Source organism: Herbiconiux sp. UC225_62 (assembly GCF_042694625.1).
GTDB lineage: Bacteria > Actinomycetota > Actinomycetes > Actinomycetales > Microbacteriaceae > Herbiconiux.
Genome location: NZ_CP170551.1, coordinates 660,206 through 685,720, shown reverse-complemented (window position 1 = coordinate 685,720; position 25,515 = coordinate 660,206). Strand labels below are relative to the sequence as shown.

Below are 25,515 nucleotides of genomic sequence, written 5' to 3'. Positions count from 1 at the left end.
TCCCGGCTGGACCGCCACCCGAGGTGGCTCGTGTGTCGCTGAGAATTCGCTGGAGTGGTTTGCCTCTATGTTTCGAGCGGGTAAACTCGGAGCTACCAAACCTCGTGTTTGGATGCAGCGCAATAGAGATTCCCCCCAATCCAGCGTTGCTGCGGCGGCACCCTTTCCCCCCATTGGGTGCCGCCCCTTTATGTTTAACGGCCGGGTTATCCGGTGGGCCGCGATTCCTCCACAGTCGGATGCGCGAGCCGGGTTCTCCACCGATCTTCGGGCACCGGCCGAGCGGCCTTCCGGGCCTCGTAGATTCTCGGCATGACCCCCGCTCCCGCTCCCGCCCCCGCCTCGTCCTTCGGGCCCCTTGCGCCCTACCTCGACGACCTGTCGGTCACCGATCTGTTCGTCAACGGGCATCGTGAACTCTGGATCGACCGCGGGGCGGGCCCACTCCTCGAGCCGGAGTGGTCGTGCCCGGGCGAAGACCGCTTGCGCGAGTTCGCGGTGCGGCTGGTGGCGCGAGGTGGGCGCCACATCGACGAGTCGACACCCTGTGTCGACGTGCGGGTGGAGGGGCGTCGCGTCCACGTCGTGCTGCCGCCGATCTCCACGCGCGGCACGCTCATCTCGGTGCGGGTGCCGCAGCGCGGGCATCCCCGGCTGCAGGAGCTCGACCACCGCGGCTTGTTCGGGGCGGGCGAGCTCGGTGCATCCCGCCGGGCGTTGGTCGAGTCGGCCGTGCGCGACCGCACCAATGTGCTGATCTCGGGTGCCGGAGGTAGCGGCAAGACCACGTTCCTGTCAGCGTTCCTCGCGGCGGCCGATCCGTCCGACCGCATCGTCGTCATCGAAGACGTCACCGAGCTGCGCATCGATCACCCCCACGTCGTCGCCCTCGAGGCGCGGCAACCCAATCTCGAGGGAGCCGGGGCCGTCGGGCTCGCCGAACTGGTGCGCCAGGCCCTGCGGATGCGCCCCGACCGGCTCGTGCTGGGCGAGTGTCGCGGCGCCGAGATCCGCGAACTGCTCTCGGCCCTGAACACCGGGCACGACGGGGGAGCCGGCACGCTGCACGCCAACGCGATCGCCGACGTTCCGGCGCGCCTCGAAGCGCTCGGCGCGCTGGCCGGGCTGAACGCCGAGGCCATGGCGCGGCAGGCGGTGAGCGCGATCGGGCTCGTGTGCCATCTGCGGCGCACGAAGGAGCGCCGCGAGATCGAGGAGTTCGGCCGCCTGGCGCTCGACGCCCGCGACCGCCTGGTGGTGGAGCCGGTCGTGCTGCCGGCGGCCGGCGCCCGCGCGGAGTCGCCCCACCCGGAGGTGTCCGTGGTGGCGCCATCCTTGGCGAGCTCGCCATTCGCGAAGGCGCGCCTGGCGGAGACGCCTCTTGCGGAGCCGACCTTCCCGGAGCCGCCGTGTGTGGCGGAGGCACCTTTCGCGGATGCGCCTCCCGCGGAGTCGTGTGTGGCGGAGGCGCCGTTCGCGGTGGCGCCCCTTGCGCAGTCGCGTGTGGCGGAGGGGCCATTCGCGGAGGCGACTCCTGCGCGGTCGCTCGGGGGCCTGGCGGTGCCCGATGCGGGGCGCGGTGGTGTGTCGTGCTGACGCGGCGGCCGCGGGTGCCTCGGCTGCGAGGACCCGTTCACCGACCACAGGCCGCGGAGCCGCGCCGGCCGGTCCCGCGGGATCGCTCGCGTCGGCCAGCTGCCGAACAGATCGGGGCGGTCGTCGAGCGGCTGGCCGTCTTGATCGGTGCCGGGGTGTCGCCCACCGCGGCCTGGGCGTACGTCACCGAAGGGGCTCACGACCGGATGCTCCTCACCGTCGCCCACCGGATCGAACGCGGTGCAGCGGTCGCCGACGCCATCGTGAGCTCGACAGGCGATCTCCCCCGAGCTGCGCCGAAACGGGCCGATCGGAGTGCCGATCCGTGGCTCGTCTTGGCGGCGGCGTGGTCGGTGGCGACCGAAGCGGGCGCGCCCCTCGCACGGTGCCTCGGCGAGATCGCCGATTCTCTGCGTGCGGTCGGGCGTGTGGAGCGCGAGACGGCGGCCTCGCTGGCTGGACCGGCAGCGACCACGCGACTGGTCGCCGTGCTGCCCGTGATCTCTCTCGCGTCCGGGTGGTTGCTCGGTCTGGACACCGGTACCGCTCTGCTCGGATCTCCGGCGGGCCTCGCCTGCCTCGCCCTCGGCCTGCTGCTGATGGCGGCCGGCCGGTTCTGGAGCGGCGCACTGCTCCGTCGAGCCCGACGCGTCGACCCGGCTCCTGGGCTGATGCTCGATCTGGTGGCCGTCGCCGTTGCCGGCGGCGGTGCCCTTCCCCGAGCGAAGAACCTCGTCGGCGAGACCATGCACCGATTCGGGCTCGACACCGAGCGCGACGCGGCGGCCGTCGAGTCGGTGCTCGTACTCGCATCCCGCTCCGGTGCCCCGCCAGGAGAGCTGTTGCGCGCCGAGGCCGCGCGCGTGCGCCGCGACTCCGTCAGCCGAGCGACGGAGAAGGCGGCAGCGCTCGGCACCTGGTTGATGCTTCCACTCGGTGTCTGCGTGCTCCCCGCCTTCCTGCTGTTGGCCGTCGCGCCGGTGCTCATCGGCGTGCTTTCCGCCACGGGCCTCGCCGCATGAGCCGCCGGCCCGACCCGCCGAAGCGGACACACACCGTCCATCCCCGAACCCACCACCTGACGAAAGGAACATCATGAGCACCACCGCGATCATCCCGACCTCGACACGACCCACGACACCGGGCCGGTCCCGACCAGGCTCGTCCCCAGCCCAGGGGGTGCGGGCGACCGTTCGCCGGGCGGCGCTGGCCCTGCGAGACGAATCGGGGGCGGCCACCGCCGAGTACGCGATCGCCACGCTCGCGGCCGTCGGCTTCGCCGGGCTGCTCGTCGTGATCCTGCGGGGCGACGACATCAAGGGCATGCTGACCGACCTCATCCATCGTGCGCTCACGATCTCGATCTGAGCGGTCGGGATGGCGATCCGAGACGGGCTCCGTCACGGCGGAGTTCGCGATGATCCTGCCGGCGATCGCCGTGGTGCTCGCCCTGGGCGTCGGGGTCGTGCAGCTCGGCTCGGTGCGAGTGGCGCTGACGGACGCGGCAGCCGACGCCGCTCGCCTCCTCGGCCGCGGAGAGTCCGCCGAGGTTGCGGCCTCGCGAGTCGCTCAGTCCCAGGCAGGCGCACGGATGAGCGTCGACCACCGTGGCTCTGTGGTCTGTGTGACCGCCCGGGCCGAGGCTTCGCCGGGCCTTCTCGGAGCCTTGTTCTCCTTCGAGGGTCGTGGCTGCGCCTTGGACGACACGTCGATGCCGAGTGGCGAGGGGACGACATGATGCTCCGTCCTCCGCCCAGCGAGGCGTACCGGCTGCTCGCGGAGGAACGGGGGAGCGGAGGGATCGCGGGAGTCGCCGTGATCGGAGTGCTCTGTGCCCTGCTCCTCGCGATGGCCCCGATCGGTGGGGCGCTGTCGGCGCGGCAGCAGCTCCAGGGCGCGGCGGACGCCGCGGCGCTCGCCGCCGCCGACACAGCCTCCGGCCGTGTGGCCGGTTCGCCGTGCGCTGCGGCGGCGTCCCTCGCCGAGGCGCTCGGGGCATCATTGGCCACGTGCGCCGTCGACCCGCGAGGAGTCGCCACGGTCGGAGTGGCGACCACGGTGCTCGGCATCGGTATCGGTGCCTCGGCTCGCGCCGGTCCACCCGGAATCACGTGAGTGCTCGACGCACCGAGGAGGCGTCAGCTGACGATGACCTCGACGTAGCGGTAGTCGACGGCACTGGGCCGTTCGGACTCGCCGAACTCCAACCCGGAAGAGCGCCGGTAGAGGTACTTCTTCGCATTCGACGCGGCCGGGATGGTGAGACGCGCCTGCGGTTCACCGGCCTCCGTGAAGTCGGTGCGGATGGTCTTTCCTTCGAGCGGCCCGTCGGTGAACTTGGCCGTGTAGCTGTCGTTCTCGGTTGCTGCCATGGTGCCCAGCCCCTCTCCATTGAAGTGGTCATCACCATTGTCCCCTCTTACGCTGCAGGCGCAATGGGAGCCGATTTCTTCGTGGGCGAACGCCTGATTAGGTTCACCCGGGGAGGGTATGTGTATGGTGTGCCTGACGGATGAGTCGTGTCCGTCATCGGCCGCGAAGGCGCCCGGAGTCGCTCCGGAAGCTCGTCGGCCGCCTTGTGACATATATAAGGAGAACAGTTGTCCAGCCCGAGAAAGCTCGTCATCGTCGAGTCGCCGACGAAGGTGAAGTCGATCGCCCAGTACCTGGGCGAGGGCTTCGACGTGATGGCCTCGGTCGGACACATCCGCGACCTCGTCGAGCCCAAGAACCTTCCGCCGGAGCTCAAGAAGGGCTCGCTCGGCAAGTTCTCCGTCGACGTCGAGAACAAGTTCGAGCCCTATTACGTCGTCTCCGACGCGAAGAAGAAGACGGTCGCCGAACTCAAGAAGGCCCTCGCCGGCGCCGACGAGCTCTACCTCGCAACTGATGAAGACCGCGAAGGCGAGGCGATCGCGTGGCATCTGCTGCAGGTGCTGAAGCCCAAGGTGCCCGTGCACCGCATGGTCTTCCACGAGATCACCCGCGAGGCCATCGAAGCGGCCCGCGACAACACCCGCCAGATCGACGACGCCCTCGTCGACGCCCAGGAGACCCGTCGCATCCTCGACCGTCTCTACGGCTACGAGGTCTCCCCGGTGCTCTGGCGCAAGGTCGGTCCGGGCCTCTCGGCCGGTCGCGTGCAGTCCGCTGCCACGCGTCTCGTGGTCGACCGTGAGCGCGAGCGTCTCGCCTTCACGAGCGCGAACTACTGGGACCTCACCGCCGTGCTCGCTCCCGAAGGCGCGGAGAAGGGTGCCGAGGGGTCGGTCGCCGATTCCTTCGAGGCCCGGCTCGCTCGCCTGAACGGCGAGCGCGTGGCCAGCGGTCGCGACTACGACGAGCAGGGAAAGCTCAAGAGCAAGGCCGTCGCCCTCGGCGAGAGCGCTGCGAACGCCTTGAAGAAGGCCCTCGAGGCCGACGGTGTCGACATCCGCGTCACCAGCCTTGAATCGAAGCCGTACACCCGTCGCCCGGCCGCGCCGTTCACCACCTCGACCCTGCAGCAGGAGGCCTCGCGCAAGCTCCGGTTCTCGGCGCGGCAGACGATGAGCGTCGCCCAGTCGCTCTACGAGAACGGCTACATCACGTATATGCGCACCGACTCGCCCTCGCTCTCGCAGCAGGCGATCACGGCGGCGCGCAACCAGGCCACGAAGCTCTACGGCGCCGACACCATCCCCGACAAGCCGCGTCTCTACAGCGGCAAGGGCAAGAACGCGCAAGAGGCGCACGAGGCCATCCGTCCGGCCGGCGAGGTCTTCAAGACGCCGTCGGAGGTCTCGTCCGCCCTCCGTGGCAACGACTTCAAGCTCTACGAACTGATCTGGAAGCGCACCGTGGCCTCTCAGATGGCCGACGCGCGCGGGTCGACGGCCTCGGTCACGATCACCGCCGGTCCGGTCACGGTCGAAGAGCTCGGTGGTCCGACCACGGCCGAGTTCTCGGCATCCGGAACCGTCATCACCTTCCGCGGCTTCCTGCACGCCTACGAGGAAGGGCGCGACGAGGAACGCAACGCCTCGAACGAGCCCACCGAGTCGAAGCTGCCCCCGCTGAAGGAGGGCCAGGTGCTCGACGCCGTCGACATCGAGGCCGCGGGCCACGACACCACCCCACCCCCGCGCTACACCGAGGCGAGCCTGGTGAAGGCGCTCGATGAACTCGGCATCGGCCGCCCGTCGACCTACGCCTCGATCATCTCGACGATCATCGACCGCGGTTACGTCACGCCGCGCGGCCAGGCGCTCGTGCCGAGTTGGACCGCGTTCTCGGTGGTGCGCCTGCTCGAAGACTTCTTCGCCGATCTGGTCGACTACGACTTCACCGCGGCACTCGAGGCGGATCTCGACAAGATCGCCGACGGCGAAGAAGACCGCGTCGACTGGTTGAACGGCTTCTACTTCGGCAGCGACGGTCACCCCGGGCTCCGCAATGTGATCGACAACCTCGGAGACATCGACGCCAAGGCCGTCAACTCGGTGGCGATCACCGACGACATCACGCTGCGCATCGGCAAGTACGGCCCCTACCTCGAGGTGCTCGATCCCTCCGGCGACATCGAGGCCGCACCGCGGCGCGTCAACCTCCCGCAAGACCTGGCGCCCGACGAGCTCACCCCGGAGAAGGCGCGCGAACTCGTCGACGCCCCCGTGGTGACCGACCGCGTCATCGGTGTGAATCCCGAGAACGGCAAGGAGATCGTGGCGAAGGACGGCCGGTTCGGCCCCTACGTCACGGAACTCGAGCCCGTGGTTCCGGAAGCGCCCGCCGCGGCATCCACGCCTGCGGTCGCCCCCGCTCCCGAGGGCGATGCCTCGACCACCACGGCGACGAAGAAAGCCCCGGCCAAGAAGCCCGCCGCGAAGAAGGCGGCCGCTGCGGTGAAGCCGCGCACCGCATCCCTGTTCAAGTCGATGGATCTCGCGACCATCGACCTCGACACCGCGCTCCGCCTGCTCAACCTGCCGAGGACCGTCGGCGAGGACCCCGAGTCGGGCGAGCCGATCACCGCGCAGGGAGGCAAGTTCGGCCCCTACCTCAAGAAGGGCACGGACACGCGCTCTCTCACCAGCGAAGACCTCATCTTCGAGATCGATCTGCCCGGCGCGCTCGAGCTGTTCGCCCAGCCGAAGTACGGTGGGCGTCAGGCGTCTTCGGCTCTCAAGGAGTTCGAGGCCGACCCCGTGAGCGGCAAACCGATCAAGGTGAAAGACGGCCGGTTCGGTCCGTATGTGACCGACGGCACCACCAACGCGACCATCCCGCGCGGTGAGACCGTCGAGGAGATCGACTTCGAGCGGGCCGTGCAGCTGCTGGCCGACAAGCGCGCGAAGGGCCCGGCGAAGCCGAAGGCCGGCGCCGCCAAGAAGCCCGCGGCGCGCAAGGCGCCCGCACGGAAGGCCGCCCCGAAGAAGTGAACGGCGTGTTCATCACGCTCGAGGGCGGAGACGGCTCCGGAAAGTCGACCCAGGCCGAGATCCTGGAAACGTGGCTCACCGAGCTCGGCCGCACGGTCGTGCGCACCCGCGAGCCGGGCGGCACCGAGTTCGGCACCGAGGTGCGTGAGATCGTGCTGCACAGCCGTGGCCACATCTCGCCGCGCGCCGAGGCCCTCCTCTACGCCGCCGACCGCGCCCAGCACATCGCCACGAAGGTGCGGCCGGCCCTCGAGCGCGGCGAGATCGTGGTGCAGGACCGCTACCTCGACTCCTCGGTCGCCTACCAGGGCGCCGGCCGCGTGCTGGATGCGGCGGAGATCCGCGACCTCTCCCTCTGGGCCGCCGAAGGACTGCTGCCTGACGTGACGATCCTGCTCGATCTCGACGAGGATGCCGCCCGCGCACGTCTCGACGGAGCGAACAAGCGCTTCGACCGCCTCGAAGCCGAGAAGAGCGACTTCCACCGTCGGGTGCGCGAGTCCTTCCTCGCGCTCGCCGCCGCCGAACCCGAACGCTTCCTGGTCGTGGATGCGGCGCTCCCGCCCGAGGAGATCGCGACGGTCATCCGGGCACGGGTCGAGGAGCTCCTTGTCAGACGCCCCCAGTAGATTGAAACCATGACCGTCTGGGACGACCTCACGGGCCAAGGGGCCGCCATCGAGGTGTTCCGCGCGGCCGCCGAGAGCTCCGCCGTGCCCGTCGGCCAGGCCGTCGACGCACCCGATTCGATGACCCATTCCTGGCTCATCACCGGCCCGCCCGGTTCGGGCCGCTCGAACCTCGCCTATGCCTTCGCCTCCGCGCTGCTCTGCCGCGACGGCGGCTGCGGCGTCTGCGCCGACTGCCGCCAGGTGGCCGCCCGCACGCATCCGGATCTCGCGATCCTCGCCACCGATCGCGTGGTCATCACGATCGACGAGGTGCGCAAGCTGGTCTCGTCGTCCCAGTTCTCCCCCTCGGTCGCGCGGTACCGCGTCGTGGTCATCGAAGACGCCGACCGGATGGCCGAACGCACGTCGAACGTGCTGCTGAAGGCGCTCGAGGAGCCGCCGGAGCGCACGGTCTGGATCCTCTGCGCGCCGAGCGAAGCCGATCTGCTCCCCACCATCCGGTCGCGCGTGCGGTCCGTGCGCCTGCGGGTGCCGAGCACCGACGACGTGGCGGCCCTGCTGGTCAAGCGCGACGGGGTCGACGCCGAGACGGCCGAGCGCGCGGCTCGCGAGTCGCAGAGCCACATCGGCATGGCCCACCGGCTCGCCACCAACGACGAGGCGCGCGCCCGGCGCGCGGAGACCATCGAGCTCGCCCTCTCCGTCGCCTCGGTGGGCGACGCGGTGCGCGGCGCCGCGAAGTTGCTCGAGATCGCCGGTGCCGACGCCCAGGCGATCACCGAAGAGCGGGATGCGGAGGAGCGCGCCGCTGCCCTGCGCTCGCTCGGCATCGAACCGGGTCAGGCCATCCCACCCGGCCTCCGCTCGCAGATCAAGTCGCTCGAAGACGATCAGAAGCGGCGGGCGACGCGCAGTCTCCGCGACGGCATCGACCGCATCCTCACCGACCTGCTCTCGCTCTACCGGGACATCGTGCTGCTGCAGTTGGGCGCCCGCGTCGAACTGGTGAACGAGGCGATCTCGGCCGAGGTGCGGCGGATGGCGGAGAATAACGATTCGTCATCGACCCTCGCCGCGATGGACGCGATCTCCGACGCACGTCGGAGGATTGCCGCTAACGTGGCTCCGGCCCTCGCGCTCGAAGCCATGCTGATCACGCTCGCCGAGGCGGGCCGTTCCGCCTCACGAAAGGTTGCCCGGTGATCCCAAAGACACGGAGTCGACGAACCCCCGCGAGACGCGCCGTCGCCGCGCTGGCGGTCGCCACGGCCGCCCTGTTCGCGCTCTCCGGATGCGCCACCTGGTTCACCGGTCCGCTCAGCGGTTTCTCGGGCGCCACGTCCACCTCGGCGCCTGCGACGTCCACGCCCACCGGCGAAGACGTGCCGGCCGAGCTGCAGCCGTTCTACGGTCAGGTGCTCGATTGGGAGTCCTGCGGCACCGGCTTCTTCTGCGCCACGGCCACCGCGCCACTCGACTGGGCGAATCCCGGTGGTGACACCATCTCGCTCGCCCTGATCAAGAAGCCCGCCTCGGGCGGCACGAAACTGGGCAGCCTGTTCGTGAACCCCGGCGGCCCCGGCGCCTCCGCCTTCGATCTGGTGCAGCAGTCTGCTGACTTCGCGGCGCATCCCTCGCTCCAGGCCGGCTACGACCTGATCGGCTACGACCCCCGCGGAACGGGGCACTCCGACGCCGTGCACTGCCTCACCGACGAGGAGCGCGACGCGTACCTCTACGACATCATCCCGGGCGAGCGTGGGTCCGCGGAGTGGCTCGAGGCCTACACGGCCGCGTCGAAGGACTTCGCCGAGAAGTGCGCCCAGAACACCGGCGCGCTGCTGGAGTTCATCGACACCGACAGCACCACGCACGACCTCGACATGCTGCGCGCCGTAGTCGGCGACCAGAAACTCAACTACCTCGGGTACTCCTACGGCACCTTCCTCGGCGCCGAATACGCCGAGAACTTCCCCGACAAGGTGGGCCGGATGGTGCTCGACGGCGCCGAAGACCCGACGTCGAGCGGATTCGACATCTCGATCTCGCAGGCGGTCGCCTTCGAGGCCGCCCTGAAGTCCTACCTGCAAGACTGCGTGAGCGGCTCCGACTGCTGGTTCGACGGCACGGCCGATCAGGCGCTCACCAAGGTGCAGCAGTTGCTCGCCCAGGTGGAGAAGAGCCCGTTGCGGGCCAGCGACGGGCGCGAGCTCGGTGCCTCCAACCTCCTGACCGCGATCTTCTTCCCCCTCTACAACCGCGACAACTGGAGCTACCTCGACGACCTGTTCAGCTCGGTCGAAGACGGCCAGGCCGACTTCGCGTTCCAGCTGGCGGATGCCTACAACAGCCGCAATCCCGACGGCACGTACGCCGACAACCTCATCGAGTCGTTCACCGCGATCTCCTGCGCCGACTACCCGGCCGTGACCGACCCGGCGGTGGTGGCCGAGCAGAACGCCGAGCTGGTGCAGGCCTCGCCCACCGTCGGTCCGTACTGGACCTACGGCGACGTCGCGTGCTCGCAATGGCCTTACCCGAGTCGTCGGGTTCCGGCCCCGGTGACCGCGGCAGGCTCCGGCCCGATCCTCGTGGTCGGCACCACCGGCGACCCGGCCACGCCGTACAAGTGGGCGCAGGCGCTCGCCGGGCAGCTCGAGAACGGCCACCTGGTGACGTTCCAGGGCGAGGGCCACACCGCCTACAACTCGTCGACCTGCGTGGCCGACGTGGTCGACGCGTACTTCCTCGAGGGCACGGTTCCGTCGAGCGATCCGAACTGCTCGAGCTGAGCCGAGCCGTGTCGAGCGGCGCAGCCGGCGTTGCTGACGCTGCTCGGTGTGCTGCTGTGCCGCACTCTGTGAAAACGCATCGACCCGCCCGAAGTCTGCGAGAATCGATACATGACCGCCCGTAGTCAGCCGCAGTCCGAGGAGCTCGGTCTGCGCGAGCGCAAGAGGCGTGCCACACGCCGCGCCATCCAGGTCGCCGTGCTCCGTCTGACGGCCGAGAACGGTCTCGACCAGGTCACGATCGAAGACATCAGCCGCGACGCGGGCGTCTCGCCGCGCACCTTCTTCAACTACTTCCCGTCGAAGGAGGCCTCGCTCGCCGGCGATGCCCCGTTCGCGCTCACCGACGAGATCGCGGAGGCGTTCGAGAACGCCGGGCCCGACGGCGATCCGCTCGAAGACCTGATGGCCATCATGGCCGCCCAGGCCGCGGAAGACGGCGGTGTCGACCCTGAGCTGCACGAGCTGCGGCGGAACCTGATGACCCAGTACCCGCAGATCTTCGCGCTGAAGATCGACCGCATGCGGGAATTCGAAGCCGAGGTGTGCGCATCCGTCGTCCGCCGCCTGGAGACGGACGCCGGCAAGCGGGGCGAGGACCTCGACCTCAGCGAAGCCACGGAGCGGGCCCGCCTGGTCGGGCTGCTCTCGCTCACCTTGGCGCGCTCCGCCTGGGTGGCGTGGGCCGAGCATCCGGACACCGCATCGCTGCCCGACCTGGTGATGCGGTCCTATCAGCGGTTGCGTGACGTGGTCGGGGTTCCCGAGCGCGTCTGACTCACCAGCGGGCGTCGGCGGCCGGTCGGCGATGGTGTCCGCGGGGGCCTCACGGATCGGCTATGCTTTGTTGCTGTGCCGAGCGCCAGTTCGCGAGGCCAGGCCGCCTTAGCTCAGTCGGCAGAGCGATTCACTCGTAATGAATAGGTCCCGGGTTCGATTCCCGGAGGCGGCCCCACTCCGACCACACAAGAAGCCCGGATCTCCGGGCTTCTGTCGTCTCTGAACGCAAATCGCACGAGTGGAGTCACCGATGTCGCAGTCCATCCGCTGGGGAATTCTCGGAACCGGCGGGATCGCCGACAGCTTCGTGAAAGACCTGCTCGCCACGGGCCTCACCGTCACCGCCGTCGGTTCGCGCACCCAGGAGTCGGCGGATGCCTTCGCCGAGCGGTTCGGCATCGCGGCCGCGCACGGGAGTTACGAGGCACTGGTCGCCGATCCGTCGGTCGACGTGGTCTACGTGGCGACGCCGCACACCTTCCACGCCGAGAACGCCCTGCTGGCGATCGCTGCCGGGAAGCACGTGCTCGTCGAGAAGGCGTTCACCCTGAACGGCGCCGAGGCTCAGCGGGTCGCCGACGCGGCGGCGCAGGCCGACGTCGTGGTGATGGAGGCGATGTGGACGCGTTTCCTGCCCCATATGGTGCGCATCCGCGAGATCATCGCCGCGGGAACGCTCGGCGACGTGCGCACCGTCATCGCCGATCACGGACAGAAGCTGCCGTCCGACCCGGACCATCGCATCAACAACCCCGCCCTCGGTGGTGGGGGCCTGCTCGACCTGGCCATCTACCCGGTCTCGTTCGCGGTCGACATCCTCGGTCTTCCGACGCGGGTGCTGGCCAGCGCGAGCATGACGCCCACCGGTGTCGACCGACAGACGGCCCTCATCTTCGAGCACGAGGGCGGGCGCCAGTCCATCTCGCAGAGCGCCGTCGACGCGGCAGGCCCCGTGCGCGGGGCGGTCATCGGAACCGACGGCTGGATCGACATCGACCGCTGGTGGTACGACGCCACGAGCTTCACCGTCTACGACTCGCAGCACGCGGTGATCGAGCGGTTCGAGCAGCCGGTCGTGTCGCGCGGGATGCAGTACGAAGCCCTCGAGATCGAACGCGTGATCGCCGCAGGGGAGAAGGAGAGCCCGCTGATGCCGCTGACGCAGTCCGTCGCCATCATGCGGGTGCTCGACGAGGTGCGCGAGCAGATCGGCCTGCACTACCCCGGCGAGTGACGCCGCCTGACCCCCGCTCGGGTGACTCTTCGGGGTTCGACGCGTACCATGGCTGAGGTGTCGGATTCAGGGGTGCCTCGGACGCGGCGTGAAATCCGCGAGGCACAGGCGCGCGCGGAGCAGCCCGACGCCGGCGGGACGGCCCCGGTCGCGACCGCGAGTACCACGCCCGGGTTCTGGGCACTCGTGCGCCGCCATCCCCGTGTCTGGCTCGCCTCGGCGGCCGCCGCCGCCCTGCTCGTCCTCGGCGGGGGCGCCTTTGCCGCCGGAGCGGCCATCGGCGCCACCGGCCCCGAAGCGGCCCCCGTGGTCGTCGCCACGAGCAACACGCCGACGCCCACCCCCACGCCGACTCCGACACCCACGCCCGAGGCGCGCCCGCAGCCCGCAGCGGCGCCCGGCCCCGCGCTCCTGCGCACCTGCTCGGTCGCCGACCTCGCCACCGACGGGCGGCTCGGCACCTTTCTCGGCGCCGTGCGCAACGCGGCCACCGGCGAGGTGCTCTTCGACCGCGGGGCCGACACCTACGCCCGCACCGCCAGCGTCATGAAGGTGCTCTCCAGCTCCGCCGCGCTCGCCGTGCTCGGCCCCGACTACCAGGTGCCCACCACGGTCGTGAAGGGCACCGAACCCGGTCAGGTGGTGCTCGTCGGCGGCGGCGACATCACCCTCGCCAGCGGTTCGTCCAACATCTACCCCGGCGCGGCGAGCATGCTCGACCTCGCCGCGCAGGTGAACGCGGCCTGGGACGCCGATCCGTCGACCGCCGGCACGCCGATCACCTCGATCGTGATGGATGCCAGCGTCTTCTCCGGCGATCGCTGGCAGCCGTCCTGGAACCGCAAGGAGCAGGTCGACGGCTACTCCTCCGAGGTCACCGGCCTCCAGGTCGACGGCGACCGCGCCGATCCCTCCGCCAACGTCTCCACCCGCAGCGACAACGCCGTACTGCGCGCCGGCCAGGCGCTCGCCCTCGCGCTGGGCGCCCCGAACGCCTCGCTCGCCGAAGGTCTCGCCACGGCCGGAGCGCCGCAGCTCGGCCAGGTGCTGTCGGCGCCGGTGTCGACGATGATCCCGGATGCGCTCCAGCGCTCCGACAACACCGAGGCCGAGATGCTCGCGCGGCTCGTGGCCGTGAAGCTCGGCGTCGGCAACGACTTCGCCGCACTGCAGACCGCCATCCCGCAGGCCCTGGCCACCTACGGCCTCGACACGAGCAAGCTCACCATCGTCGACGGATCGGGACTCAGCGACGACAACGGCGTCTCGCCGAACTTCCTCACCCAGCTCTTCGTCAAGATCAACGCCCGCGAGGGCAACCTCGGTGTCATCTACGACGGCCTTCCGGTCGCCGGCCAGAGCGGCACGCTCGCCGGCCGGTTCGGGGGCTCGCCGGCGGCCGGCAACGTCATCGCGAAGACCGGCTGGATCGACACCGGCTACACCCTCTCCGGAATCATCAACGCCTCGGACGGCACCGTGCTGACCTTCGCGTTCTTCGCGCTCGACGATGTCGGCGACAGCGCCAAGGACGCGATCGACACCCTCACCACAGCCGTCTATGCGTGCGGAAACGGCCTGTCGAACAACTGAGCGACGTAAAATCGAGGCATCCACTTCACCCGGACAAGACGGAGAAGACGATGTCGAGAGCATTGTTCATCATCGACGTGCAGAACGATTTCATCGAGGGCGGCGCGCTCGGCGTCGAGGGCGGTACCGCCGTGGCCGAGGGCATCTCGGCGCTCCTGTCGGCGCATCCCGACGCCTACGACTTCGTGATCGCCTCCCGCGACTGGCACGACCCCGACAACGACAACGGCGGCCATTTCGCCACGGATGCGGAGCCCGACTTCGAGTCCACCTGGCCGGTGCACTGCGTGGCCGGCACGCCGGGCGCCGAGTACCACGACCAGCTGACAACGGATGCGATCGACCACCACGTGCGAAAAGGCCAGGGTCAGCCCGCCTACTCGATCTACGAGGGAACCACCGAAGAGGGCGGCACCGTGCACGAGCTTCTCGACGCGAACGGGATCACCGAGGTCGACGTGGCCGGGCTCGCCACCGATTACTGCGTGCGCGCCTCGGCGCTCGACGCGATCGAGCACGGCCGGCACGTGCGCATCCTCACCGACCTCGTGGCGGGGGTCTCACCGGAGGCGTCGCGCGCGGCCATCGCCGAACTCGCGCACGCGGGCGCCGACCTCATCACCTCCGACCTCGTGGAGCGCGTGCCGTAGCGGGGGAAAACGGGTCGTCGACGGAGCCCACACCCGCTGCGGTGAGCAGGGCCCAGAGTTCGGCGCGATCGGCGAAGGCGTCGAGATCGAGGTCGAGGGCGGCGCCTAGTGCGGCAATGCGGGCCTTGAGGCTGTGCCGGTGGAGGCCGAGCTCACGGGCCGCCGGGTCCCACTGTCCGTTGTGGCGGAGCCAGGCCTCCGCCTGTTCGAGGAGTTCTTCGCCGTCGGGCCGCGTGAGCACCTCGTCGAGGCGCACCCGGGCGATGTTCGCCACCGCCCCCGCGTCGAAGAGGCCGAGGAAGTTGCGCGCGGCGAGTTCGCCGAACTCGCCGATCTCGCCGGCGCCCGCCGCGTCGAGCGCTTGCGCGGACTGCCCGAGCCCCAGGTCGAGTGCCGGCCAGCCGACTGTCTCGGAGACGCCGGCTCGCGCCTCGCGGGCGTCGAGCATCCGTCGCACCGACTCCCAGCGGCGCTCGTCGACCAGCAGCAGCACGCGGCCGCCGCGATGCACCAGGAAGAGGCCGCTCGCGGTCGCGAACGCTCGGCGCTCGAGCTGGTCGACGAGGCCGGGCGCCCCCTGGTCGGCGTCGAGGGTGACCACGCGGAAGCGGTCGTCGGGCATCGACACCGGGATCGACTCGGTGGCGCGCCGCACCACGGCCACCTGTCCGTCGCGCAGCAACTCGAAGAGTTGCTCGGCGAGCGAGCGGAGGCTCGTGCGCACCACCTGCCCCTGCTCGAGCGACACCTCGGCGAGGGCCGTGAGGGTGGTGAGCACCGAGAGGTCGGTGCGGTCGAACGGCTGAGCGCGACGGGCGACGAGAACGCCCCGGATGCGCCGGGTGCCACCCAGGGTCTGCACGATCGCGTGGTCGGTGGCGTCGACATCGGCGCGCGAGCGGCTGCCGGCGCGCAGCAGGCGCTTCGCCTCGGGAACGAGGTCGGCGAAGCGCTCCCGAGGAGCGGATGCGCCACCAGGCGACGAGACGAGGACGTCGGCATCCGGGTCGAAGACCGCGATGTCGCAGCTCAGCCGCTCGGCGGCCTTCGCCACCGCAGAAGTGAGTCCGCCGTTGCCGAGGGTGGCGAGCGAGACCGCCCGCTGCGCCTCGAGCGCCCAGTCGAGACGGGCGCGCGCGTCGGCGGCCTGCGCATCCGCCACCCAGCGGCTGATGGCGATGAACGGCGTGCGATACGGCACCTCGAGCAGAGGAAGGCCCTGGCGGCGGCAGGCGCGCACGAGTTCGGGCGGGGTGCCGCTCTGCACCACCTCCGTTCCGAAGCCGAGCGCCACCACGCCCGCGGCGAGGAGGCGGGCGACGTAGTCGTCGACGAGCTGCGGCACCGCGCCCGAGAATTGCCGGCCGGTGGTGAGCAGCAGCTGCCCGGCGCTGAGGAACGGGGTGGGATCGTCGAGGTCGGAGCCGTGCGCCCAGTGCACCTCGACCGTGGGGGCGGAGGCGGGAACGACGACCCGCAGGTGGAACGGTTCGTGGGCCACGAGGGCGCTGAGGGTGGCGGGCACGGTCCGATCCTAGAGCCTGTTGCCATTCTGGCAACCATATTCGGGTCATCTGCCAGAAGGGCAAGCCGTGGGTGTGCGCTCCGGGCGTACGGTCGGACTGAGCCCGAATTTCGACAGCCGAACCTTCGAAAGGAACCGACATGAGCGCAGCATCCGAGGCCGACGTTCTCGCATCCGTGCCCGACCGCCTCTTCATCGGCGGCAAGTGGATCGCGTCGTCGAGCGGAAAGACCATCGACGTCTACGACCCCGCCACTGGTTCCGTGCTGAAGTCGATCGCCGACGCCACGCCCGAAGACGGCATCCGGGCACTCGATGCCGCTGTGGCGGTCGCCGACGAGTGGGCCGCCACCGCTCCGCGGACGCGCGGCGAGATCCTGCGCGGAGCCTTCGACCTGCTCCAGGAACGCAAAGACGACGTCGCGCTGCTCATGACCATGGAGATGGGCAAGCCGCTCGCCGAGGCCGCGGGCGAAGTCGCCTACGGCGGCGAGTTCCTGCGGTGGTTCAGCGAGGAGGCGGTGCGGATCTCCGGCCGCTACGGCAGTAATCCCGAGGGCACCGGTCAGATGGTCGTCTCGCAGCGGCCCGTCGGTCCCTCGTTCCTCATCACGCCCTGGAATTTCCCGCTCGCGATGGCCACGCGGAAGATCGCGCCGGCGCTCGCCGCGGGATGCACAGTGGTGGTGAAGCCCGCCACGCTCACGCCCCTCACCACCCTCTACATCGCGCGTCTGCTCGAAGAGGCCGGGCTCCCGGCCGGCGTGGTCAACGTGATCACCACCTCGACGTCGAACGCCGTGTCGGCGCCGATCATCGCCGACCCGCGGCTGCGCAAGCTCAGCTTCACCGGATCGACCGGTGTGGGCCGCGCGCTGATGAAGCAGGCCTCCGAGAACGTGCTGCGCACCTCGATGGAGCTCGGCGGAAACGCCCCCTTCGTGGTGTTCGAGGACGCCGATCTCGACAAGGCGGTGGAGGGCGCCCTGCTCGCCAAGTTCCGCAACATCGGGCAGGCCTGCACCGCGGCGAACCGCTTCATCGTGCATCGCGCGGTGTCGGCCGAGTTCTCGCGCCGGGTGGCCGAGAGAGTGACGGCGTTCCGCATCGGCCGCGGCACCGAAGAGGGCGTGAACATCGGGCCGCTGATCAACGACGACGCGGTCGACAAGGCCGACGAGCTGGTGCAGGATGCCGTCTCCCGCGGCGCGACCCTCGTCGCCGGCGGTCACCGGATCGAGGGCCAGGGCAGCTTCTACGAGCCCACCGTTGTCACGAACGTGCCGGCCGACAGCGAGATCCTGCGCGAGGAGATCTTCGGCCCGGTCGTGAGCGTGGTCGAGTTCGACGACGAAGACGAGGCCGTGCGGCTCGCCAACGACACCGAGTACGGCCTGGTGAGCTACGTCTTCACCGAGAGCCTGGCCCGCGGGCAGCGGATGATCGAGAAACTCGACACGGGCATGATGGGCCTCAACGTCGGCGTCATCTCGAACGCGGCGGCGCCGTTCGGTGGTGTGAAGCAGTCGGGCCTCGGCCGCGAAGGCGGACTCGAGGGCATCCACGAGTACCTCTCGACGAAGTACACGCTCATCCCCAACTCCTGATCGGTACCTACCAGCCGTGGGTGAGCACGGTGTCGAGGGCGTCGGCGAAGTAGTCGGCGCTCTCGACCGTGAGGGTCATCGGGGGCTTGATCTTGAGCACGCACTGGCGGTCGGAGGTGGGCTGCACGATCACGCCGAGCTCGCGCATCCGCTCGCAGATCATCGCCGTCTCGACGTCGGCCGGCTCGCGGGTGTCGCGGTCGCGCACGAGTTCGACGCCGAGGTAGAGGCCGAGGCCGTGCACCGCGCCGATCAGGTCGTGCTTGTCGGCCAGCGACTCCAGCCGGTGCTTCAGGTGGGAGCCGACCACGCGGGCATTCTGCTGCAGCCCCTCGTCGGCGAGGATGTCGAGCACTGTCGTGCCGACCACCGAGCTCACCGGGCTGCCGCCCGCGGAGGAGAAGAAGTAGCCCTGCGACCGGTAGCGGTCGGCGATGGCGCGGGTCGTGATCACGGCGCCGAGCGGATGCCCGTTGCCCATCGCTTTGGCCACGGTGACGATGTCGGGCAGCACGCCCTGCTGTTCGAACCCCCAGAAGAACTCGCCGAGGCGGCCGTAGCCGACCTGTACCTCGTCGGCGATGCAGAGCCCGCCGGCGGCCCGGATGGCGGGGTAGACGTTTCGGAGGTAGTCGTCGGGGAGCGGCATGCCGCCCGCGTTGCCGTAGAACGCCTCGGCGATGAAGGTGGCGGGGGCGTGGTCGTCGGCCTGGAGCCGCTGGATCGTCGCCACGGCATCGACGGCGTAGCGCCGCGCGTCGGCGCCTCGGTAGCGGCCGCGATAGGCGTTCGGGGCGTCGAGCGTGTGCACCCACGGCGGCCGTGTCTCGAGCGCCTGGGGGTTGTCGGCGACGGAGGTCGAGACCGCGTCCGCGGCATCCGACCACCCGTGGTAGGCCTCGCGCACGGCCACCACGTCGCGGCGGCCCGACCAGGCCCAGGAGATGCGCAGCGCGAGGTCGACGGCCTCGGTGCCGCTGTTGACGAGGAAGACGGTGTCGAGCGGATCGGGCAGCAGGTCGGCCAACCGCTCGGAGAACTCGGCGATCGACGCGTAGTTGAAGCGGGAGTTCGTGTTGAGCAGGTTCAGCTGACGGGCGACGGCGTCGGCGATACGCGGATGCGCGTGGCCGACCGCGGCGACGTTGTTCACCATGTCGAGGTAGGGGCGGGCGTCGGTGTCGTAGAGGTGGTGGCGCCAGCCGCGCTCGATCTCGGGGGGATCGGCGAAGTAGTGCTCCTGCACCGCTGCGAGGTGCTGCGCGCGCCGCTCGAGGAGCGCGGCGGCGTCGTCCTGCGTCGGATTCCGCAAACCTGACGCCGTCTGGCGCCCTCCAGGCGTCGGATGACGCCACGTTTGCGGAACCGGACCGTCATCGGGGGCGATGCCCGTGAGCAGCGGGGTGGGATCGAGCACGAAGGGGAGCCAGCCGGGCAGCAGCTCCGGGGTGGTGAACCACGGCGCTTCCTCGGGATCGACGTCGCCGGTCAGCACTCGCACGGCCAGCGGTACCTCTGCCACGGTGGTGCCGAGCACGTCGCCCGCGCGGACGGACGTCCCGGCCTCGGTGTTCGGGGAGGGTGGAGGTGGGGCGTCGGCGGCCACCGTGGCGCCGCGGCGGGTGGAGGAGGACGGTACCGGGACGGTGGCGGGGCCTCCTGGCGCCGACAGGTGGAGGGCAAGGTCGGGGAGGGCGAGGCCGGCGAGCTCGAGGGTGAGGCCGTCGGCGGCGATGAGGCGGAGAGGGGCGTCGGGCCCTCCGGCGCGGGTCAGGATGCCGGACCAGGGTGCGTGCACGGCCTGGCCCGGTTCAGAGAGCGTCACCTCCACGCACAATGCTGCGCACGGATGCGCGACCGGCGACTCGCGGAACGAGCGCGTGAGTCGACGCTCGCCGAACCGTGTCGCCGCGGCGCGAACTCCGACGGCCTCGCCCGCGTTGCCGAGACGGAGGCCGGTGCCGGTGCCGGTGACGGTCTCATCCGCTTCGCCTGGGCCGGTGCGGGTGCCGCCGACGGTCTCATCCGCTTCGCCTGGGCCGGTGCCGGTGCCCGTCTCGCGCGCCCTGACGGTCTCGTCGCTGTCGCCGACGGCGCCGCCATCGCCAGCCCCGTCGCGGAGGGCGCGGGATGCGACGAGGCGCTCGGCGTCCGGCGACTCGAAGAGTCCGGCGGCCAGGGCGTCGCTCGCGGAGGAGAGGTCAATGAATCGCACCGCCGCGCGGGCGAGTCCCGGCAGCAGCGGATGCGTGGTCGCGGGCAGCTGCGGCGAAGACGCGGGGGCGAAGCCCGCCGCCCGACGCACCAACGCGCTCATCACGCGCATCGGCACGCTCGTCGCCACGTCGAAGATGCGGTGCTCGTGGGCGGCGTTGGCGCGGGTGTACTCGTTCGACGGGTCGGTCGCCGCCGCGTGGTGGGCGCTCACGACGAGGGTCGCCGCCCGTGCCACCACGAGCGGCCACAGTGCATCCGCCTCCGCCGACGACAACGGCCGCAGCGCCTGGAATGCCCGCACGGCCGGAAGGATCGACACCGCGGACGCCCCGTGATGGTGGAGCACCGACGAGCACGTCACAGCGAGCTCCGCCACGGCCCAGCTCGACATGACGTCGCCGAAATCGATGATGCCGCATGGCTCCAGCCGGCCGCCCGGTACCGACGCCCGCGCCACCACGTTGTCGTCGGTGATGTCCCCGTGGATGACCTGGAGCGGCAGATCGTCGGAGAGTCCGGCCAGCGTCTCCGAGCACGTCGACATCGCCGACCGCAGGCGCCCCGCCAGTGTCGCGTCGGCCACCGCGGGCAGCAGATCGTCGACGACCCGGCCGGCGTTCCGCAGGTCCCACTCGAGCTCGCGCCGGGTTCCCGGATGCTCGAACCCCACCAGCGTGAGCAGCGACCGGGCCGCGTAGGCGCCGAGCTGTGCGACGACGGACGGCGCCAGGTACTGCGACCCCGACAGGGGAGTGCCCGAGACGAAGTCGAGCATCCGCACCATCAGGGGTGATCCGCCGGCGCCGAGCGGCACCGCGCTCACGAAGGCGCCGTCGAGCGCCCGGTGTGTGCGCGGGGCGGCGATGTCAGCGGCCAGCGAGCCGAACCGCTCCGCCGCGAGAGACTGGGCGGTGAGTTCCGCCGCGGTCGTGGACGGATGCGCGAACTTCAGCAACAGGCGCCGCCCGTCGGTCGCTTCGAGCAGGAAGTTCGCGTCGTGCTGGCTCCCCAGCGCCGCGACCATCCCGGGCACCCCGAAGACGGCCGCCGCCACGTGGGAAGCGGATGCCGCGTCCACCGCCGGCGCCGGGGTGATCGCCTCGGCGAAGCTGCGCGGGCCGGGCTGCGGAGGCACGAGCGAAGGTGCGGTCACGCCACCATCTTGGCATCCGCTCTTGACACCGCGCATCAAGCCTGGTTGGTTAGTTACATGACTAATGAACCAATGAACGGTCACGAGCATGGATGAATCGCGGCCGATCTTCGTTCAGATCGCGGAACAGATCGAGAACGACATCATCGCCGGCATTCTGCCCGAAGAGGGCCAGGTGCCGTCGACGAACGAGTTCGCGACGTTCCACCGCATCAATCCGGCGACCGCCGGAAAAGGGGTGAACCTGCTCGTCGACGACGGGGTTCTGTACAAGAAGAGGGGAATCGGCATGTTCGTGGCAGCCGGGGCGCGCGACCGGCTGGTCGCCAAGCGCCGGGACCAGTTCCAGAGCGAATACATCAGACCGCTCGTCACCGAGGCCGGCAAGCTCGGCATCTCGGAGACGCAGCTGGTCGAGATGATCAGACAGGAGGGCGCCGAATGAGCGCGGTGATCGAGGTCTCCGGCCTCACCAAACGGTTCAAGAACGTCACGGCGGTCGACGATGTGAGCTTCTCTGTCGAGGAGAACACGATCTCCGGCTTGCTCGGCCGCAACGGCGCAGGCAAGACCACGCTGATGCAGCTGCTGACCGGCCAGGATTTCGCGACGAACGGCAGTATCCGGGTCTTCGGCGAGTCGCCGGTGGAGAACAAGCGCGTGCTCCAGCGCGTCTGCTTCATCAAGGAGAGCCAGAAATACCCCGACGAGTTCACGGCGAAGCACGTCTTCCGCAGCGCCCCCTGGTTCTTCCCGGGCTGGGACGCGGAGTTCGCCGCACGGCTGATCGACGACTTCCGGGTGCCCCTGACACGGCGCATCAAGAAGCTCTCGCGCGGTCAGCTCTCCTCGATCGGCGTGATCGTGGGTCTGGCCTCGCGCGCCCCGCTCACCTTCTTCGACGAGCCGTACCTCGGACTGGATGCGGTGGCGCGGCAGATCTTCTACGACCGCCTGCTCGCCGACTACGCCGAGCATCCGCGCACCGTCGTCCTCTCCACCCATCTGATCGACGAGGTGTCGAACCTGCTCGAGCACGTCTTCGTGATCGACGACGGCCGCCTCATCATCGACCAGGACGCCGACAGCCTGCGCGGCTCCGCCACCACGGTGGTGGGCACCCGCGCCGCGGTCGACGCCTTCGTCGCCCATCGAGAGGTGCTCCACACCGATCACCTCGGCGGACTCGCCTCCGTCACCGTCGGCCGGCTCAGTCCGGGCGAACGCGCCGAAGCCGTCGAGTCCGGCCTCGAGCTCTCGCCCGTGTCGTTGCAGCAGCTGGTCGTGCAGAAGACCAACGTCCCCCACAAGGAATTCGAGCAGAGCGCATGACCACCACCACTCACACCGAAGCCGCCCCCACGAGCGCGGCCGCGCCCGGCGGAAGCCGCGTCACGGCCGTGATGCGACTTCACCTCGTCAACCGCTTCAGCGTCTTCGCGATCCCGTGGATGATCCTCGGCTTCGTGCTGCTGATCAACCTCATCATCTGGTGGATCATCGTGTCGGCCACCAGCGATCCCGACGCGCTGGCGGATGCGCAAGACGGCCTGCAGTACAGCGGCGCGACCTTCTACATCTTCGTCTACATGATGGTGCTCGGCATCCAGGGCGTCGCACTCACCTTCCCGTTCGCCCTCGGCCTGAGCGTCACCCGGCGCGACTTCTGGCTCGGCAGCGCGCTCGGTTTCGGGGTGCTGTCGGCCCTCTACAGTGCCGGGATGACGGCTCTCGCCGTGATCGAACAGGTCACGAACGGCTGGGGCCTCGGCGGACGGATGTTCACGGCGCTCTACTTCGGCGCCCCTGACGAGGCCTGGTGGTTGCGCTTCCTGATCTTCTTCGTGATCTTCCTGTTCTTCTTCTTCGTCGGCTCGGCGATCGCCACGATCTACGTGCGCTGGCGCGTGAACGGGATGCTGGTGTTCTTCGCCGGCCTCGCGCTGGTGCTCGTCGGACTGCTGGCAATCGTGGTGTTCACCGACAGCTGGCCGGCGGTGGGCGCGTGGTTCGTCGAGAACGGCGCGGTCGGCGTCGTCTTCTGGAGTCTCGTGCCGACCGCGCTCGCGGCCCTCACCGGCTTCGTGCTGCTGCGCCGGGCCACCCCGAAGAACTGAGCCGGCGCCGGACGGCTCAGACCAGGAGCTGGTGCTTCGCCAGTTCGCGGTAGAGCGGGGTGGATGCCACGAGCTCGGAATGCGTGCCCACCCCCACCACCCGGCCGTGGTCGACGACGACGATCTGATCGGAGTCGACCACGGTCGACAGTCGGTGCGCGATCACGATCAGCGAGCGGTTCTCGGCCACCGCGTCGATCGCCTCCCGGAGCATCTGCTCGTTCAGTCCGTCGAGCGACGAGGTCGACTCGTCGAGCAGCAGCACCGGGGGAGCGGCCAGCAGGGCCCGCGCGATGGCGAGGCGCTGGCGCTCGCCGCCGGAGAGCATGACGCCGTCCTCGCCCACGGCCGCGTCGAGCCCCTCGGGCGAGCGTTCGAGCACCTCGCCCAGGTTGACTGCGTGGAGCACCTCCACGCAGTCGGCGTCGGTGGCCTCGGGCGAGCCGAGCAGCAGGTTCTGGCGGATGCTCCCGGCCAGCACCGGCGCATCCTGCTCCACGTAGCCGATCTGCGAGCGGAGCTCGACGCGGTCCAGCTGGCGCACGTCGACTCCGCCGAAGCGGACGGCGCCCGAGGTGGGGTCGTAGAAACGCTCGATCAGGGCGAGGATGGTCGACTTGCCGGCGCCCGAGGGGCCGACGATGGCGGTGCGCTTGCCGCGGCCGGCGGCGAAGCTGATGCCGTGCAGCACGCCCGTCTCGACCTCTTCCTTCTCGGCAGCCTGCTCTGAGGAGTCACCCGGGGCGACCTTCTCGTCGTAGCGGAAGTGCACGTTCTCGAACTCGATCGCCGGGGCATCCTTCGATGCCGAGCCGGGTGCCGCGAGGGCGGCGATGGCCCGGTCGTCCTGACCCTCGACGGGAAGGTCCACGATCTCCTGGATGCGGCCGAGCGCGCCGAGCGCCTGGTTCACCGAGTTGATGGCACCGAAAGCCTGGCCGAGCGGCATGATCATCATGAACAGGAACAGGATGAACGACACCAGGCTCGCGATGGTGATGGCTCCGGAGGCGACGCGGAAGCCGCCGACGCCGAGCACCACGAGGAACGACACCTGCAGCGCGATGCCCGCGATCGGCACCACGAGGGCCGAGATCTTCGCCACCTTCACGCCCTGCTCCCAGGCGCCCTGGGCATCCTTGTCGACCGCCGCGATCTCCCGCTCGGTGGCGTTCGAGGCCCGTACGGTGCGGATGGCGCTGATGGAGCGTTCGACGGCGGCGGCCAGGTCGCCCACCTTCTCCTGCTGCTTGCGGCTCGCGGTGCGCACCCGCCCCGAGATCGAGACGACGGTGACCACCGAGACGGCGATCACGAGCACGGTGAGGCCGAGCAGCACCGGGTCGATGATGAGCATCGCGATCAGGGCGCCGAAGAACACCAGCGAGCCACCGATGGCGTCGACCAGACCCTGCGTGATGACCGCGTAGAGGAGGGTGGTATCGGAACCGACGCGCGACACCAGGTCGCCCGTGCGGCGGGTGTCGAACTGGCTGATCGGGAGGCGGAGCATCCGGTGCACCAGCTGCCGACGGGCGGAGAGCACCACGCTCGTACCCGTGCGCTGCAGCAGGTAGTGCTGGAACCCGCTGATGAGGCCCGAGACGATGACCAGCGCGACCAAGGCCCACACGAGCATGTCGAGGGGGTCGCCGGCCTGCACGACCGTGATCACCTGGCTCACGAGCAGCGGCTGGGCGAGGCTCGCCGCGGCACCGAGGATACTCAGCGCGACCACGACGGAGAGCACCTTCTTGTGCTCGAACAGGAACGGCAGCAGCTGGCGGAACTTCGCGCGCGGCCCTTCCTCCTGCTTGCGCCCTCGCCCGAACGGGCTGCGGGAGCGCGGGGCGGGGCGGTCGTCTTCCTTCTCAGGCGTGGACGTGGTGGTCGACATGGTCTTCTTTCTGTGCGGAGTTCGGATGCGTGCGGCGGCCGGGCAGGCTCAGCGCCGGTCGGGGCCATGTGCCTCGGCGGTCAGTGCCGGCCGTACTTCTTGTGCACGGCCTGACGCGAGACGCCGAGCGCGAGCGCGATCAGCTGCCAGGAGGCGTTCGCATTGCGGGCGCGGCGCACGGCCACTCCCTCGATGCGGTCGAGCTCGGTCCGCAGCTTCGCCACGGCCCGGAGCGAGACGATGGGGTCGTTGCTGCCCGCATCCGCCGCCAGTGTGTGCACATCGGTGACATCCATGTGTCA

Annotated in this window: 22 protein-coding genes and 1 tRNA gene; 18 read left to right on the top strand and 5 right to left on the bottom strand. The window is 70.0% G+C overall.

Translation table 11 applies throughout. The features are described 5' to 3' along the window. The first annotated feature begins 312 nt into the window (after positions 1 to 312). The 5 genes from ACFJGU_RS03410 to ACFJGU_RS03390 all read left to right on the top strand — a co-directional run bounded on the left by ACFJGU_RS03410 (position 313) and on the right by ACFJGU_RS03390 (position 3,711). Positions 313 to 1,596 carry a TadA family conjugal transfer-associated ATPase gene (locus ACFJGU_RS03410; protein WP_382307657.1) on the top strand — a complete coding sequence of 428 codons (1,284 nt, stop codon included), beginning with the start codon at positions 313 to 315 and terminating at the stop codon, positions 1,594 to 1,596. Continuing rightward, the gene (locus tag ACFJGU_RS03405) at positions 1,590 to 2,618 is read left to right on the top strand and encodes a type II secretion system F family protein (protein ID WP_382307655.1); all 1,029 of its coding nucleotides are present in this window, start codon (positions 1,590 to 1,592) and stop codon (positions 2,616 to 2,618) included. Before ACFJGU_RS03410 ends, ACFJGU_RS03405 begins: the two co-directional genes overlap by 7 nt. Positions 2,619 to 2,691: 73 nt before the next feature. Next, positions 2,692 to 2,964, top strand: coding sequence for a DUF4244 domain-containing protein (locus ACFJGU_RS03400; RefSeq protein ID WP_382307654.1), 273 nt, complete (start codon positions 2,692 to 2,694; stop codon positions 2,962 to 2,964). Beyond that, entirely contained in the window at positions 2,942 to 3,334 is a 393-nt protein-coding gene (locus ACFJGU_RS03395; RefSeq protein WP_382307652.1) for a TadE family type IV pilus minor pilin, read from the top strand. The genes ACFJGU_RS03400 and ACFJGU_RS03395 overlap by 23 nt, the downstream gene beginning before the upstream one ends. Further along, positions 3,331 to 3,711, top strand: a complete 381-nt coding sequence (locus tag ACFJGU_RS03390) for an Rv3654c family TadE-like protein (protein WP_382307650.1) — start codon at positions 3,331 to 3,333, stop codon at positions 3,709 to 3,711. Before ACFJGU_RS03395 ends, ACFJGU_RS03390 begins: the two co-directional genes overlap by 4 nt. Positions 3,712 to 3,734: 23 nt before the next feature. On the opposite strand, the gene ACFJGU_RS03385 is transcribed toward ACFJGU_RS03390, so the two are convergent. Continuing rightward, positions 3,735 to 3,968: a hypothetical protein gene (locus ACFJGU_RS03385; protein WP_382307649.1), complete on the bottom strand. Its 234-nt coding sequence runs from the start codon at positions 3,966 to 3,968 to the stop codon at positions 3,735 to 3,737. A 228-nt stretch (positions 3,969 to 4,196) separates the two neighbouring features. On the opposite strand from ACFJGU_RS03385, the gene topA reads away from it, so the two are divergent. The 9 genes from topA (at position 4,197) to ACFJGU_RS03340 (ending at position 14,697) form a co-directional block, all read left to right on the top strand. Further along, positions 4,197 to 7,016 carry a type I DNA topoisomerase gene (topA, locus tag ACFJGU_RS03380; protein WP_382307647.1) on the top strand — a complete coding sequence of 940 codons (2,820 nt, stop codon included), beginning with the start codon at positions 4,197 to 4,199 and terminating at the stop codon, positions 7,014 to 7,016. After that, complete coding sequence (gene tmk, locus ACFJGU_RS03375; protein ID WP_382307646.1) at positions 7,013 to 7,645, top strand: dTMP kinase; 633 nt, start codon at positions 7,013 to 7,015, stop codon at positions 7,643 to 7,645. The genes topA and tmk overlap by 4 nt, the downstream gene beginning before the upstream one ends. 9 nt (positions 7,646 to 7,654) lie before the next feature. After that, on the top strand, positions 7,655 to 8,851 hold the full coding sequence (locus ACFJGU_RS03370; RefSeq protein ID WP_382307644.1) for a DNA polymerase III subunit delta': 1,197 nt from the start codon (positions 7,655 to 7,657) through the stop codon (positions 8,849 to 8,851). Continuing rightward, the gene (locus ACFJGU_RS03365; protein ID WP_382307642.1) at positions 8,848 to 10,440 is read left to right on the top strand and encodes an alpha/beta hydrolase; all 1,593 of its coding nucleotides are present in this window, start codon (positions 8,848 to 8,850) and stop codon (positions 10,438 to 10,440) included. Before ACFJGU_RS03370 ends, ACFJGU_RS03365 begins: the two co-directional genes overlap by 4 nt. Before the next feature lie 111 nt (positions 10,441 to 10,551). Next, positions 10,552 to 11,217 (top strand): TetR family transcriptional regulator, encoded by a 666-nt coding sequence (locus tag ACFJGU_RS03360; protein WP_382307640.1) that lies wholly within the window; start codon positions 10,552 to 10,554, stop codon positions 11,215 to 11,217. Between the two features lie 102 nt (positions 11,218 to 11,319). Further along, positions 11,320 to 11,395: transfer RNA gene (locus ACFJGU_RS03355), tRNA-Thr, on the top strand. A gap of 75 nt (positions 11,396 to 11,470) precedes the next feature. Further along, complete coding sequence (locus ACFJGU_RS03350; protein WP_382307638.1) at positions 11,471 to 12,454, top strand: Gfo/Idh/MocA family protein; 984 nt, start codon at positions 11,471 to 11,473, stop codon at positions 12,452 to 12,454. Between the two features lie 72 nt (positions 12,455 to 12,526). Then, positions 12,527 to 14,047 (top strand): D-alanyl-D-alanine carboxypeptidase/D-alanyl-D-alanine-endopeptidase, encoded by a 1,521-nt coding sequence (gene dacB, locus ACFJGU_RS03345; RefSeq protein ID WP_382307636.1) that lies wholly within the window; start codon positions 12,527 to 12,529, stop codon positions 14,045 to 14,047. Positions 14,048 to 14,097: 50 nt separating this feature from the next. Further along, positions 14,098 to 14,697 (top strand): isochorismatase family protein, encoded by a 600-nt coding sequence (locus ACFJGU_RS03340; RefSeq protein WP_382307634.1) that lies wholly within the window; start codon positions 14,098 to 14,100, stop codon positions 14,695 to 14,697. Here the strand turns inward: ACFJGU_RS03340 and ACFJGU_RS03335 are convergent. After that, positions 14,666 to 16,222: a PucR family transcriptional regulator ligand-binding domain-containing protein gene (locus ACFJGU_RS03335; protein WP_382307632.1), complete on the bottom strand. Its 1,557-nt coding sequence runs from the start codon at positions 16,220 to 16,222 to the stop codon at positions 14,666 to 14,668. The genes ACFJGU_RS03340 and ACFJGU_RS03335 overlap by 32 nt on opposite strands. A 140-nt stretch (positions 16,223 to 16,362) precedes the next feature. Between ACFJGU_RS03335 and ACFJGU_RS03330 the strand changes: the two genes are divergently transcribed. Beyond that, positions 16,363 to 17,829 carry an NAD-dependent succinate-semialdehyde dehydrogenase gene (locus ACFJGU_RS03330; RefSeq protein WP_382307630.1) on the top strand — a complete coding sequence of 489 codons (1,467 nt, stop codon included), beginning with the start codon at positions 16,363 to 16,365 and terminating at the stop codon, positions 17,827 to 17,829. A 7-nt stretch (positions 17,830 to 17,836) separates the two neighbouring features. On the opposite strand, the gene ACFJGU_RS03325 is transcribed toward ACFJGU_RS03330, so the two are convergent. Continuing rightward, entirely contained in the window at positions 17,837 to 21,199 is a 3,363-nt protein-coding gene (locus tag ACFJGU_RS03325; protein ID WP_382307628.1) for an aminotransferase class III-fold pyridoxal phosphate-dependent enzyme, read from the bottom strand. A gap of 88 nt (positions 21,200 to 21,287) precedes the next feature. Between ACFJGU_RS03325 and ACFJGU_RS03320 the strand changes: the two genes are divergently transcribed. Genes ACFJGU_RS03320 through ACFJGU_RS03310 form a run of 3 tightly spaced genes read left to right on the top strand, consistent with a single transcriptional unit; the run spans position 21,288 to position 23,316 of the window. Beyond that, positions 21,288 to 21,644 carry a GntR family transcriptional regulator gene (locus ACFJGU_RS03320; protein WP_382307627.1) on the top strand — a complete coding sequence of 119 codons (357 nt, stop codon included), beginning with the start codon at positions 21,288 to 21,290 and terminating at the stop codon, positions 21,642 to 21,644. Then, positions 21,641 to 22,531: an ABC transporter ATP-binding protein gene (locus ACFJGU_RS03315; RefSeq protein WP_382307625.1), complete on the top strand. Its 891-nt coding sequence runs from the start codon at positions 21,641 to 21,643 to the stop codon at positions 22,529 to 22,531. Before ACFJGU_RS03320 ends, ACFJGU_RS03315 begins: the two co-directional genes overlap by 4 nt. Continuing rightward, the gene (locus ACFJGU_RS03310) at positions 22,528 to 23,316 is read left to right on the top strand and encodes a hypothetical protein (RefSeq protein ID WP_382307623.1); all 789 of its coding nucleotides are present in this window, start codon (positions 22,528 to 22,530) and stop codon (positions 23,314 to 23,316) included. Before ACFJGU_RS03315 ends, ACFJGU_RS03310 begins: the two co-directional genes overlap by 4 nt. Before the next feature lie 16 nt (positions 23,317 to 23,332). Here ACFJGU_RS03310 and ACFJGU_RS03305 read toward each other — a convergent pair whose 3' ends face one another. Beyond that, positions 23,333 to 25,213 (bottom strand): ABC transporter ATP-binding protein, encoded by a 1,881-nt coding sequence (locus tag ACFJGU_RS03305; RefSeq protein ID WP_382307622.1) that lies wholly within the window; start codon positions 25,211 to 25,213, stop codon positions 23,333 to 23,335. Positions 25,214 to 25,293: 80 nt separating this feature from the next. Then, complete coding sequence (locus ACFJGU_RS03300) at positions 25,294 to 25,509, bottom strand: hypothetical protein (protein WP_382307620.1); 216 nt, start codon at positions 25,507 to 25,509, stop codon at positions 25,294 to 25,296. Positions 25,510 to 25,515 lie beyond the last annotated feature (6 nt).